At 67.6% G+C, this 12,394-nt stretch carries 14 protein-coding genes; 6 read left to right on the forward strand and 8 right to left on the reverse strand.

Going from position 1 to position 12,394, the window contains the following annotated elements:
- Window position 1: 1 nt before the first annotated feature.
- Window positions 2-1,027 carry a ubiquinol oxidase subunit II gene (gene cyoA / locus FHY06_RS21070; RefSeq protein WP_184606236.1) on the reverse strand — a complete coding sequence of 342 codons (1,026 nt, stop codon included), beginning with the start codon at window positions 1,025-1,027 and terminating at the stop codon, window positions 2-4.
- 188 nt (window positions 1,028-1,215) lie between these two features.
- Here cyoA and FHY06_RS21075 point away from each other — a divergent pair, with 188 nt between their 5' ends.
- The 3 genes from FHY06_RS21075 (at window position 1,216) to FHY06_RS21085 (ending at window position 3,654) form a co-directional block, all read left to right on the forward strand.
- Window positions 1,216-2,556, forward strand: coding sequence for an MFS transporter (locus FHY06_RS21075; RefSeq protein WP_126183119.1), 1,341 nt, complete (start codon window positions 1,216-1,218; stop codon window positions 2,554-2,556).
- A gap of 68 nt (window positions 2,557-2,624) precedes the next feature.
- Window positions 2,625-3,308: an HAD family hydrolase gene (locus FHY06_RS21080; RefSeq protein WP_184606237.1), complete on the forward strand. Its 684-nt coding sequence runs from the start codon at window positions 2,625-2,627 to the stop codon at window positions 3,306-3,308.
- Window positions 3,309-3,312: 4 nt separating this feature from the next.
- The gene (locus tag FHY06_RS21085; protein ID WP_132753889.1) at window positions 3,313-3,654 is read left to right on the forward strand and encodes a hypothetical protein; all 342 of its coding nucleotides are present in this window, start codon (window positions 3,313-3,315) and stop codon (window positions 3,652-3,654) included.
- Here the strand turns inward: FHY06_RS21085 and FHY06_RS21090 are convergent.
- The 5 genes from FHY06_RS21090 to FHY06_RS21110 form a co-directional block, all read right to left on the reverse strand.
- Window positions 3,597-4,598 carry an isopenicillin N synthase family dioxygenase gene (locus FHY06_RS21090; protein ID WP_184606238.1) on the reverse strand — a complete coding sequence of 334 codons (1,002 nt, stop codon included), beginning with the start codon at window positions 4,596-4,598 and terminating at the stop codon, window positions 3,597-3,599. The genes FHY06_RS21085 and FHY06_RS21090 overlap by 58 nt on opposite strands.
- Window positions 4,595-5,338 carry an amino acid ABC transporter ATP-binding protein gene (locus FHY06_RS21095; protein ID WP_019656679.1) on the reverse strand — a complete coding sequence of 248 codons (744 nt, stop codon included), beginning with the start codon at window positions 5,336-5,338 and terminating at the stop codon, window positions 4,595-4,597. Before FHY06_RS21095 ends, FHY06_RS21090 begins: the two co-directional genes overlap by 4 nt.
- On the reverse strand, window positions 5,335-6,045 hold the full coding sequence (locus tag FHY06_RS21100; RefSeq protein ID WP_184606239.1) for an amino acid ABC transporter permease: 711 nt from the start codon (window positions 6,043-6,045) through the stop codon (window positions 5,335-5,337). Before FHY06_RS21100 ends, FHY06_RS21095 begins: the two co-directional genes overlap by 4 nt.
- A 157-nt stretch (window positions 6,046-6,202) precedes the next feature.
- Window positions 6,203-6,898: an amino acid ABC transporter permease gene (locus tag FHY06_RS21105; RefSeq protein ID WP_019656713.1), complete on the reverse strand. Its 696-nt coding sequence runs from the start codon at window positions 6,896-6,898 to the stop codon at window positions 6,203-6,205.
- A gap of 171 nt (window positions 6,899-7,069) precedes the next feature.
- Window positions 7,070-7,900, reverse strand: a complete 831-nt coding sequence (locus tag FHY06_RS21110; protein ID WP_184606240.1) for an ABC transporter substrate-binding protein — start codon at window positions 7,898-7,900, stop codon at window positions 7,070-7,072.
- A gap of 194 nt (window positions 7,901-8,094) precedes the next feature.
- On the opposite strand from FHY06_RS21110, the gene fabV reads away from it, so the two are divergent.
- Genes fabV through FHY06_RS21125 form a run of 3 tightly spaced genes read left to right on the forward strand, consistent with a single transcriptional unit; the run spans window position 8,095 to window position 11,012 of the window.
- Entirely contained in the window at window positions 8,095-9,291 is a 1,197-nt protein-coding gene (fabV, locus tag FHY06_RS21115; protein WP_126183123.1) for an enoyl-ACP reductase FabV, read from the forward strand.
- Window positions 9,292-9,318: 27 nt separating this feature from the next.
- On the forward strand, window positions 9,319-9,738 hold the full coding sequence (locus tag FHY06_RS21120) for a group II truncated hemoglobin (protein WP_019656683.1): 420 nt from the start codon (window positions 9,319-9,321) through the stop codon (window positions 9,736-9,738).
- Between the two features lie 50 nt (window positions 9,739-9,788).
- Window positions 9,789-11,012 carry an NAD(P)/FAD-dependent oxidoreductase gene (locus FHY06_RS21125; protein WP_184606241.1) on the forward strand — a complete coding sequence of 408 codons (1,224 nt, stop codon included), beginning with the start codon at window positions 9,789-9,791 and terminating at the stop codon, window positions 11,010-11,012.
- A 14-nt stretch (window positions 11,013-11,026) separates the two neighbouring features.
- Here FHY06_RS21125 and FHY06_RS21130 read toward each other — a convergent pair whose 3' ends face one another.
- The gene (locus tag FHY06_RS21130; RefSeq protein ID WP_019656685.1) at window positions 11,027-11,683 is read right to left on the reverse strand and encodes a Smr/MutS family protein; all 657 of its coding nucleotides are present in this window, start codon (window positions 11,681-11,683) and stop codon (window positions 11,027-11,029) included.
- Window positions 11,683-12,360, reverse strand: a complete 678-nt coding sequence (gene radC, locus FHY06_RS21135) for a RadC family protein (protein WP_019656686.1) — start codon at window positions 12,358-12,360, stop codon at window positions 11,683-11,685. Before radC ends, FHY06_RS21130 begins: the two co-directional genes overlap by 1 nt.
- Window positions 12,361-12,394: the final 34 nt, after the last annotated feature.

Below are 12,394 nucleotides of genomic sequence, written 5' to 3' on the forward strand. Positions count from 1 at the left end.
CTTATTCTTCAGTGGTGCACATCGCGGTGACGTACTTGCGCTTGGGCGTATCGAGGGATTCGATGTCCCATGCCAGCTTGGTGGCAACGTTGAAGGCGCCGGGCTTGCCCATGCCGCCGCTGGCGTCGATGGCCATCATTTCCTTCATGCACATCTTGTTGCGGTCCACGCACTGGTTGAGGATCGCGTCGTACAGGTCGGATGCAACGGTGGGGTAGTGGCGCACGGGCTCGCGCTCGCTCGGCACTTCGAGCTTCTTGTAGATATCGCGGGAGAGTTCGCCGTCCTTGCCGGACTTGACCTTCTGCACCCACTGGTCGAAGTCTTCGTTGCTCAGGCCGTGGAACTTGAAGCGCATGCCCGAGAAGCCCGCGCCGCTGTAGTTGGCGGAGAAGCCTTCGAACTCGCCCGGCTTGTTGATGACCGCGTGCAGCTTGGTTTCCATGCCCGGCATGGCGTAGATCTGGCCGGCCAGCGCGGGGATGAAGAAGGAGTTCATGACCGAGGAGGCCGTGATCTTGAAGCTGATCGGACGGTCCACCGGGGCGGCCAGCTCGTTCACCGTGGCGATGCCCTGCTCGGGGTAGATGAACAGCCACTTCCAGTCGAGGGCGACCACTTCCACCGTCAGCGGCTTGGTCTCGGGCGGAATGGCGCGCTGGGCGTCGAGGCGGCGCAGCGGCTGGTAGGGGTCGAGCGTGTGGGTGCTGATCCAGGTGATGGCGCCCAGCGCGATGATGATGAGCAGCGGCGCCGCCCAGATCGCCAGCTCGAGCTGGGTGGAGTGGTCCCAGTCGGGGCTGTAGGTGGCCTCCTTGTTGGACTGGCGATAGCGCCAGGCAAAGAAGATGGTCAGGGCGATCACCGGAATGATGATGATCAGCATCAGCACGGTGGAGACGACGATCAGGCGTCCCTGCTGATGGGCGATGTCGCCGGAGGGGTTCATCAGCACCGTGTTGCAGCCCGCCAGGAGCATGGCGGAGAGCAGCAGGAGTGCTCGGCGAAGGTTCTTGAGGATGTGCATGCCGGGGAAAAGAGATGCAGGGACGCAGGGGGCGACGCAAAAAGACCCCACAATCTACGCCTGAAGACGGGTTTCGCCTATTGGACGTTTTGTCCTATGGCGGTAAACGTGATTCGGTGCGACGCTCTGGGGTCTCCCATGGTCCTATGGTGTCTCGCCGCGGCGTTACATCTGAATTACAGCAAGCAATGACGACGTCCAGCATCATTTCGCAAGGCGCACAGCCGATGCCGAACCCGGCCGATCACGGCGGCGCCCGGCAGGGCGACGACCACTCGCACATCTCCCCCGGCGAGATCGCGGTCGGTGTGGTCATCGGCCGCGCCTCCGAATATTTCGACTTCTTCGTCTACGGCATCGCCTCGGTGCTGGTGTTTCCGGCGGTCTTCTTCCCGTTCGAGCAGCATCTCGAGGGCGTTCTCTATTCGTTCCTGATCTTCTCCTTCGCCTTCATCGCGCGTCCGTTCGGAACTGTCATCTCGATGATGATCCAGCGACGTTTCGGGCGGGAAGCCAAGCTCACGCTGGCGCTCTTCGTGCTCGGCACCTCCACCGCCGGCATTGCCTTCCTGCCGGGCTATTCGAGCCTGGGCTTCACGGCCATCGTGCTGCTGTCGGTGTTCCGCTTCGGCCAGGGCCTGGCGCTGGGCGGCTCGTGGGACGGCCTGCCGTCGCTGCTGGCGCTGAACGCGCCGGCCAACCGCCGCGGCTGGTACGCCATGCTGGGCCAGCTGGGCGCGCCCATCGGCTTCTTCATCGCCAGCGCGCTTTTCGCCTACCTGTATTCCAGCCTGCCGTCCGAAGACTTCCTCGACTGGGGCTGGCGCTATTCCTTCTACGTGGCCTTCGCGATCAACGTGGTGGCGCTCTTCGCCCGCCTGCGCCTGGTGGCCACCGACGAATACTCGCGCCTGCTCGAAGAGCGTGAACTCGAACCCACCAGCGTCACCGAGCTGGTCAGCTCGCAGGGCAGCAACATCCTGATCGGCGCGTTCGCCGCGCTGGCCAGCTATGCGCTGTTCCACCTGATCACGGTGTTCCCGCTGTCGTGGATCACGCTGTATTCCGACCAGTCGGTCACCGAATTCCTGGTGATCCAGATGGTGGGCGCGGTGTTCGGCGCCGCCGGCATCGTGGCCTCGGGCCTGCTGGCCGACCGCATCGGCCGCCGCTTCACGCTGGGCGGCCTGGCCGCGGTGATCGCCGCCTTCAGCGGCTTCGCCCCCACGCTGCTCGACGGCGGCCGTATCGGCCAGGACATCTTCATCCTGCTGGGCTTCGTGATCCTCGGCCTGTCGTACGGCCAGGCGGCCGGCGCCGTGACCTCCAACTTCGCGCCCAAGTACCGCTACGTCGGTGCGGCGCTCACGGCCGACGTGGCCTGGCTGATCGGCGCGGCCTTCGCCCCGCTGGTGGCCCTGGGTCTCTCGGCCCACTTCGGCCTGGCCTACGTGAGCGTCTACCTGCTGTCGGGTGCAGTTGCCACGCTGGCGGCCCTCGGCCTGAACCGGGCGCTGGCGCGGGACTGAGTCTTTCGCGCAACCAACGAAAAAGGGGCCTCCATGGCCCTTTTTTCGTTTTTCATTACGATGCCCCGATGTTCGCCGCTGCAATCTTCGACATGGACGGGCTGCTGATCGACTCCGAGCGCCCCATCATGGCCGCCTGGATCGAGGTCGCCCGCACGCTCGGCATCGAGCTTTCGCACAGCCAGTACATGCAGGTGGTGGGGCTGTCCACGGTGGAGTCCGAAGTCGTGCTTGCCTCGCTGCTGGGCGGATCGGCGGCCTACACCCACGCCGTGGGCCTCGTGCGCCAGCGCCTGCAACTGGAGCGCTCCGACGGGACGCCGCTCTTTCCGATCAAGTCCGGCGCGGCCGAGATCCTGTCGGCGTTGCGCGAGCGCGGCACGCGTTGCGCCGTGGCGTCGTCATCCACGAGCGCGCAGATCCAGGCCTGTCTCGGCAGCCTGGGCGTGCTGGAGCATTTCTCGGCCTTCGCGGGCGGCGACGAGGTCGCGCGCGCCAAGCCCGATCCGGCCCTCTACCTGCTCGCGGCCGGGCGCCTGGGCGTGGACCCGGCCGAATGCATCGCGTTCGAGGACAGCGAGAACGGCGCCAAGGCGGCACTGGCGGCGGGCCTTCGGGTGGTGGTCGTGCCCGACCTCAAGCATCCGCCTGCATCGGTCGTCGAACGGGCCTTTCACGTGCTCGATTCGCTGCACGACGCGCTGGCGCACCTGCCGCGCTGGTTCCCGCAACAGGCCATGCAAAAGGTGTAACGGCATGATCAAGATCGGCACGCTCTGCCATGTGGTCGACAGCTGCCTGGCGTCGCCCTTCACGGAGCGGGCCGTGGGCCGGATCGTGGAGGTGGTGTCCGCGCCCTATGAAGCGCCGAGCGAGCGCTACCTGCCCGGCACTTACTACGACGTGCTGTTCGAGGGCTGGACCTTCTACTGCCGCAGCGACAAGCTCGTGCCCATCTCCGACCCCGACGCCCGCATCGAGCACTGGGAGGACGCCTTCCTCGAAGAGCCCGGCCTCCTGCCGGCGCCGGCTCCTGCCCCTCAGAGCACTTCGTCGCGCAGCTGCGGAAACACCTTCGACACCTTCGCGAGCAGGTAGTCGCCGTAGCGCCCGTTGAAGGCGTGCACGTTGGCGCGGTCCCAGCGTTCGGCACTGTCGTCGCGGGCCTCCGCGCCCGCGAGGCCCTCGATGCGCTGCACGCGCGCCTCGAAGTTCGGGTCGAAGAAGAGCGGAAACGACAGCCGGTCATGCCCCGAGGTGTTGCGCTTCACGCGGTGCGGCGTCGACTTGTAGAGCCCGCCGGTCATGCGGTCGAGCATGTCGCCGATGTTGCAGACGAAGGAGCCCGCCACCGGCGGCGCGTCGATCCAGCCGCCCGGCGTGTGCACCGCGAGGCCGCCGATGTGGTCCTGGTGCAGGATCGTCAGCAGCCCGTAGTCGGTGTGCTCGCCCACGCCCCATTGCACGTCGAGGCCTTCGGGCACCGGCTGCGAGGGGTAGTTGAAGAGGCGGAACAGGATCAGCGGATCGGCCGTATAGCGCTTCGCGAAGTAGTCCGCATCGAGGCCCAGGCTCAGCGCGATGCCTTCCATCAGCCGGTGGCCCAGCTGCGTGACGGCGGCCATGTATTCGAGGATGGTCTCGCGAAAGCCCGGCACGTCAGGGAAAAGGTTGGGCCCGTGCACCGGCGTCTTCGCCTGCACCAGCGGATGCGTGGCGGGCAGCTCCGTGCCGAGGTAGAGGCCTTCCTTCCAGTCGGGCCGGCCGGAGGTCAGCTCGCCGCCGAGCGGAAAGTAGCCGCGCCATGCGCGGCCGCCCAGGGCCATGCGCCACTGCATCTTGGTTTCCTCGGGCAGGTCGAAGAAGCGGTGGCTCAGGTCTTCGAGCCGCTTCACCAGCGCCGGGTCGACGCCATGGCCGGTCACGTAGAAGAAACCGTGGGCGCGGCAGGCGGCGCCGATCTGCGCGGCCACGGCATCGCGTGCGGCGGTGCCGGCGACGAGCGCGGAAACGTCGATGAGGGGGAGGGCTGAATCGGTCATGCGTCTCTCGCGAAGGGGGAGCGGATGTCGGCCAGGAACTGCTGCGCGCGCGGATGCTGCGGCCGGTTGAAGAAGTCGTCGGGCGTGGCGCGCTCCAGCACCTTGCCTTCGTCCATGAAGAGCACGCGGTCGGCCACCTCGCGCGCGAAGCCCATCTCGTGCGTGACGCAGACCATGGTCATGCCGTCGCGCGTGAGGTCGCGCATCACCAGCAGCACCTCGCCGACCATCTCGGGGTCGAGCGCGCTGGTGGGCTCGTCGAACAGCATCAGCGGCGGCTGCATCGCGAGCGCGCGGGCGATCGCCACGCGCTGCTGCTGGCCGCCCGAGAGCTCGCTGGGCCATGCGTTGGCCTTGTTCGACAGGCCCACGCGGTGCAGCAGCGCCATCGCACGCTCGTCGGCCTGCTTGCGGGTGAGGCCGCGCAGCTGCATCGGCGCCATCGTGCAGTTCTGCAGCACCGTGAGGTGAGGGAACAGGTTGAACTGCTGGAACACGAAGCCGATGCGCGAGCGGAATTCGTTCACGTCCAGCCCCGGCGCATGAATGTCCTGGCCGTTCACCACGATGCGGCCCGACTGGATCGGCTCCAGCCGGTTGAAGGTGCGGATCAGCGTCGACTTGCCCGAGCCGGAGGGCCCGCACACCACGACGACCTCGCCCTTGTGGATGGTTTCGGTCACGTCGACCAGCGCGTGGTAGCTGCCGTACCACTTGTTGACTTTTTCGAGTTCGATCATGCGGACACCTTGGTGGCGGCGGTGGAGATGCCGCGGCGTGCGAGCCGGTGTTCGAGCCAGTAGGCGAAGCGCGAGAGGCCGAAGCACAGGATGAAGTACGTCCCGCCCAGAATCAGGTAGATCTGAGCGGGCTTGGTGAACACCTGCGTGTTGATCTGCGTCGCGATGAACGACACCTCGGCCAGCCCGATGATGTAGCCCAGCGAGGTTTCCTTGATGGTCGAGACGAACTGGTTCACCAGCGAGGGCAGCATGCTGCGCAGCGCCTGCGGCAGCACCACGAGGCGCATCGCGGCGCCGTAGCCCAGGCCCAGCGCACGGGCTGTTTCCATCTGTCCGCGCGGCAGTCCCTGGATGCCGGCGCGCACGATCTCCGCCAGGTAGGCGGCGTCGAACACCACCAGCGCGATCAGCATGGTGGTGAACTGGTCGGTCTTCACGCCCGTGACGCTGGGCAGGAAGAAGTAGGCCCAGAAGATCACCATCAGCAGAGGCAGCCCGCGCACCACGTACACGAAGCCAGTGACCGGCCAGCGCAGCCAGCGCCAAGGGCTCACCCGCGCCAGCCCGAGCACGATGCCCAGAGGCAGCGCCAGCACCAGGCCGCAGGAGGCGAGGATCAGCGTGAGCACCAGCCCGCCGAGCGGCCCGTTCGGGTACTGGCCGATGAGGAAGTAGACCCAGTAGTCGTTGATGATCTGAAGCATCAGCGCTCAGCTCCCGCTTCACGTGGCTCGCGATGCACGGCACCGGCACGGCCAAGGCCGGAAACACCGCGGAACCGGCTTTGCCGGGCCGCCGGTGTTGCCCCCGGCGAGGGGGGAGGAGAAGCGACACGCAGTGCGCGCAGCCTGGGGGAGCGCGTCATATCGTCCGCACCGGGTAACGGTGGTGGTACCAGCTCGCCAGGCCCGTGATGGCCAGCGAAACAGTGAGGTAGGCCGCGCTCGCGAACGCGAAGGACTCGAAGCTGCGGAAGGTCGCGCTCTCGACCTGGCCGGCCTGGTACATCAGCTCGGCCACGCCGATCACGGTGGCGATGGAAGTGTTCTTCCACAGGCTCAGCGTCTGCGAGATGAGCGGCGGGATGGTCACGCGCAGCGCCTGCGGCAGCACCACGCGGCGCATGGTGGCAAGGTAGCTGAAGCCCATTGCCCGGCCGGCCTCGAACTGCACGGCGGGGATCGCGCGGATGCCGCTTCGGATGTCTTCCGCCATGAAGGCGGCCGTGTAGAGCGCCAGCGCGATGATGGCGCTGTAGGCCTCGATGTGCCCCGCGTAGAGCCATTGCTTGATGTCCTCCGGCAGCAGCTCGGGCGCGCCGAAGTACCAGAAGAGCATGTGCGCGAGCAGCGGAATGTTGCGGATCGATTCCACGTACGCGAAGCCGAGCCAGCGCAGCGGCGCGAAGGGCGACAGCCGCAGCAGCGCCACCACCACCGCGATGGGCAGCGCCAGCACCAGCGAGGCCGCGAGCAGCTGCAGCGACAGCAGCAGGCCCGCGACGAGCATGTCGTGGTACTTGCCGGTCAGCAGCAAGGAATAGTCGAACAGGGGCATGGGGGGCGACAGTATCACCGTCGCGGAGGGATGTGGCTCCCTCCCCCGCTGGGGGAGGGTTGGGGTGGGGGGCACGGCGGCGTCTGGAAAGACGCGGCGGTCATGTGCAGGCCGCTTGCCCCCATCCCGGCCTTCCCCCAGCGGGGGAAGGAGAAAGACCTGAGGCCGGGCTCAGTCGATCTTGTCGCTCTCGAGCTTGAAGTCGCGCGACTGGAAGCCCGATGCCGTGTTCGGGCCATACCACTTGACGAAGATCTTCTCTGCGTCGCCCGACTTCTCGAGTTCGCGCAGCGTGTCGTCCACCACGGCCTTCAGGCCGCTCTCGCCCTTCTTGATGCCGATGGCCAGCGCCTCGGTGCTCAGGTTCTGCTTGAGCACCACGTACTGCGCCTTCTGCGGGCCCAGCTTGGCGTAGCTGCGCAGCAGCGCTGCCTCGTCGTCCACGTAGCCCACGCCCTTGCCCTGCTGCAGGGCCTGGAAGGCCTGCTGGCTCGTGTCGAAGGTCACGACCTCGACGTTGGGCACGGCCTTGCGGATGTTCGGCTCCTGCGTGCCGCCGCGGATGGTCAGCACCTTCTTGCCGGCGAGCTGCGGCACCTCGGTGATGCCGCTGTCCTTCTTCACGAGGGCCTTCTGGCCGGTGACGAAGGTGGTGAGCGAGAAGTCGATCTGCGCCTCGCGCTCCTTGTTGTGCGTGAGGCCGGCGGCCACCAGGTCGACGTGGCCCTGCTGCAGCTCGGGAATGCGCGCGGCCACCGCGATCTGCTTGAGCACCGGCTTCACGCCGATCTTCTTGGCGATGGCGTTCACCAGGTCCACCTCGTAGCCGACGATCTGGCGCGTCTTGGGGTCGACGAAGGTCGCGGGCTCGTCCGTGCCGAGCACGCCGACGACCAGCTCGCCCTTCTTCTTGATGTCGGCCAGCTGGTCCGCATGGGCGGTGGTCCCGAGCAGGAAGGTCGAAGCGGCGAGGGCCGCGGCTGCAATCAGTTTCATGCGCATGTTCTTCTCCTTGGTGGAAACGGAAGGGGCAGGACCATATCAATAAAACCTCTGATTATTAAATCGTCAATCGACATATGCATATAGGGCAGCCCGAAGGCCGCTTTTCCGGGCTGGGTTAAATTCGCGGCGCAAAAACGCGCTTCCGGCGCCTTTGTTTCGCCTCCCTCAGCATCTCTTCGAGCGAGATCCTCATGATCATCAAACCCCGCGTGCGCGGCTTCATCTGCGTCACCACCCATCCCGCCGGCTGCGAAGCCAACGTCCGCCAGCAGATCGAATACGTCAAGGCGAAGCCCGCCATCGAAGGCGGCCCGAAGAAGGTGCTGGTGATCGGCGCATCGACCGGCTACGGCCTCGCCGCGCGCATCACCGCCGCCTTCGGCTGCGGCGCCGGCACGCTGGGCGTCTTCTTCGAACGCCCGGGCAGCGAGACCAGGCCCGGCTCGCCCGGCTGGTACAACACCGCCGCCTTCGAGCGCGCCGCGCATGCCGAGGGCCTCTATGCGAAGAGCATCAACGGCGACGGTTTTTCCGACGCGATGAAGCAGCAGGTCATCGACACCATCCGCGCCGACCTGGGGCAGGTCGACCTCGTCGTCTACAGCCTGGCCGCACCGCGGCGCACGCATCCGAAGACCGGCCAGGTCTTCAACTCGGTGCTCAAGCCCGTGGGCAAGGCGGTGACCTTGCGCGGCCTCGATACCGACAGCGGGACGGTGAAGGAATCGGTGCTCGAGCCCGCCACGCAGGAGGAGATCGACAACACCGTGGCCGTGATGGGCGGCGAGGACTGGCAGATGTGGATCGACGCGCTGCAGCAGGCCGGCGTGCTGGCCGACGGCGCCAAGACCACGGCCTTCACCTACCTGGGCGAGAAGATCACGCACGACATCTACTGGAACGGCTCCATCGGCGCGGCCAAGAAGGACCTCGACCAGAAGGTGTTGGGCATCCGCGCGCAGCTCGCGGCCAAGGGCGGCGACGCACGCGTGTCGGTGCTGAAGGCGGTGGTCACGCAGGCCAGCTCGGCCATTCCGATGATGCCGCTGTACCTGTCGCTGCTGTTCAAGGTGATGAAGGAAGAGGGCACGCACGAGGGCTGCATCGAGCAGGTGCACGGTCTCTATGCCGACAGCCTCTACGGCGCCACGCCGCACATCGACGAGGAAGGTCGCCTGCGCGCCGACTACAAGGAGCTGGCACCGCAGGTGCAGTCGCGCGTGCTCGCGCTATGGCCCCAGGTGAACGACGCCAACCTCGGCGAGCTCACCGATTTCGCCGGCTACAAGACGGAGTTCCTGCGGCTCTTCGGCTTCGCGGTGGAGGGTGTGGACTACGACGCCGACGTGAACCCCGACGTGGGCATTCCGGGCATCGTGCAGCTCTAGCAGGCCCTTGAGGGGATACTCCCGCCCATGCAGATTCAAGAAAAGCCACCCGCCGGCACGCCCTTCGACTGGATCGGCGGCGAGGCCAAGGTGGAGGCGCTGGTCGAGCGCTTCTACGACCTGATGGACCTCGAGCCTGCCTATGCGCAGCTGCGTGCAGTGCACGGCACCAGCCTCGACAACGCGCGCCAGCGCCTGTTCTGGTTCCTCTGCGGCTGGCTCGGCGGCCCCCAGTACTACACCGACCGCTTCGGCCACCCGATGCTGCGCGCGCGCCACCTGCCGCAGAGCATCGGCGGCCACACCATCGGCATCAAGGAGCGTGACCAGTGGCTCGCCTGCATGGACCAGGCGATGGGCGAGACGGGCGTGCCCGAGGATTTGCGTGCGAGGCTGCGCGACTCCTTCTTCAAGACCGCTGACTGGATGCGCAATAGAGGCGAATGATCGCCGGCCAGACACACGAGCAACGATTTCCGAAAGACGCTTCTTCCATCATGAATTCCATCGTCATCATCGGCGGCGGCCACGCCGCGGCCCAGCTCTGTGCGGGGCTTGCCGAAGCCGGGCAGGGCGCGCGCGTCCACCTGGTCTGCGAGGAGGCCTGCGAGCCTTATCACCGGCCTCCGCTGTCCAAGGCCTTCTTGAAGAGCGCCGAAGAGACCACGCAGCCGCACAAGGCCGCCGACTGGTACCGCGAAGCCGGCATCACGCTGCACCTGGGCGACGCGGCCGTGGCCATCGACCGCGAGGCGCACACCGTCACGCTGCGTTCGGGCGCGATCCTGCCGTGGCAGCAGCTGGTGATCGCCACCGGTACGCGCGCGCGCCAGATGCCCGACCTGAAGCCGGGCCTGGAGAACGTCGCCAGCCTGCGCGCGGCCGACGAGGCGCATCGCCTGCGCACGCGGCTCGCTGCGGCAGAGAAGGTGACGGTGCTCGGCGGCGGCTTCATCGGGCTCGAAGTGGCGGCGACCGCCAAGGCGCTCGGCAAGACGGTGCAGGTCATCGAGAGCGCGCCGCGCCTGCTGGGCCGCGCCGTGTCGCCCGAGCTGTCGGCGCACGTGCTGGCCACGCATCGCGCGTCGGGCATCGACATCGTGCTCGGCGCGCAGACCGGCGCCTTCGAGGTCGAGGGCGACCGGCTGGTGTCGCTGCAGGTCAACGGCGCGAAGCAGCCGGTCGACCTGCTGCTGCTGGGCATCGGCGCAGTGCCCGAGACCGCGCTCGCGCAGGCGGCCGGCATCGAGTGCGCGGACGGCATCGTGGTGGACGAGCACATGCGCACCAGCGCGGCCGACGTGCTCGCGGTGGGCGACTGCACGCGCTTTCCCGATCGCCGCGCGGGCCGTGCGCTGCGGCTCGAGTCGGTGCAGAACGCGAACGACCAGGCGCGCACCGCGGTCGCCACGCTCACCGGCGAGGCACGCGCGCACGATGCGGTCGCGTGGTTCTGGTCAGACCAGGGCGGCATGCGCCTGCAGATGGTGGGCCTGATGCCCGCCGAAGGCACGCCGGGCCTGAGCAGCGTGCGCCGCGCGGGCCCGAAGCCCGACGCCTTCTCGCTGTTCCACTATGTCGATGGAAAGCTCGTGTGCGTGGAGTCGGTGAACGCGCCGGTCGACCACATGATGAGCCGCAAGCTGCTCGAGGCGGGCCGCAATCCCGATGCGGCGTCGGTGGCGGATGCCTCGGTGCCGCTGAAGAACCTGCTGGCCTGAGCCGAAGAAGGTGCTCAGCGCCGCGCGGGGGCCAGCAGCACCACCAGCGCCCCGGCTCCGCCTTCGGCCGGCTTGGCCTGCACGAAGGCGATCACCTCGTTCTTCTGGATCAGCCAGCGCTGCGTCTTGGTCTTGAGCACCGGCTGCTTGCCCGGCGAGCCCAGGCCCTTGCCGTGCACCACGCGCACGCAGCGCAGGCCCTGCTTGTACGCATTGCGGATGAAGCCGCCCAAGGTCTCGCGCGCCTCGTCGCTGCGCAGCCCGTGCAGGTCGACCTGCGCCTGGATGGCCCAGTCGCCCTTGCGCAGCCGCGCGGTCACGTCGGTGCCGATGCCCGGGCGGCGGAAGCTCATGGCGTCGTCCACGTCGAGCAGCGTGGTCACGTCGAACTCGTCGGAGAGCGATTCGCGCAGCACGCGCTGCTCGTCGAGCTGGTGCTGCACCGGGATGGGCGCGGGCGGCTCCGGCGCGAGCGGCACCACGGCCTTGCGGCGCAGCGGCTCGGTGGCGCCGATGGCACGGGTGAACAGGTCTTTCTCGGCCGCGCGCTTGCGCTCGGCCAGCGCCTTGGCCGCGGCCTCGGCGGCTTCGCGCTCGCGGGTCTCGGCGAGCACGCGCTGCACCTGCTTGAGATCGGCGAGGTTCTTGATCGAAGGGGCGCGTGCGGCCATCAGAGCAATCCTTTCTCGGCCATCGAGAAGCTCTGCCCGGGGCTCACGATGATGTGGTCGAGCACGCGCACATCCACCAGCGCCAGCGCGGCGCGCAGCGTCTGCGTGAGCGACTCGTCGGCGCGCGAGGGCTCGATGCTGCCGCTGGGGTGGTTGTGCGCCAGCACCACCGCTGCCGCATGGTGGTGGATGGCGCGCGTGACCACCTCGCGCGGGTAGACGCTGGTCTGCGTGAGCGTGCCGCGGAACATTTCCTCCAGCGCGAGCATGCGGTGCTGCACGTCGAGGAAGACCACCGCGAACACCTCATGGGGGCGGGGGCCGATGTGCAGCTGCAGGTACTGCTTGACCGCGTCGGGCGAATCGAAGACGGGGCGCTCGCGCAGCTTCTCGCCCATGGCGCGGCGCGCCAGCTCGAGCACCGCGATCAGTTCGGAGCGCTTGGCGCTGCCGCCCAGCCCCTTGACCGACTTGAGGTCGTCGGCGCCGGTGTGCAGCAGCCCGGAGAGCCCGCCGAAGCGTTCGAGCAGCTGCTGCGCAAGCTGCAGCACGTTCTTGCCCGCCACGCCGGTGCGCAGCAGCAGGGCGAGCAGCTCGGCATCGGCCAGCGCGGCCGCGCCGCGCGCGATGAGCTTTTCGCGCGGACGTGCGTCCAGAGGGAGATCCTTGAAAGACATGAAACCCTGGGGTGAAACCTTGGCGGAGCCGGGT

This window comes from Variovorax atrisoli (assembly GCF_014195185.1).
Lineage (GTDB): Bacteria > Pseudomonadota > Gammaproteobacteria > Burkholderiales > Burkholderiaceae_C > Variovorax > Variovorax atrisoli.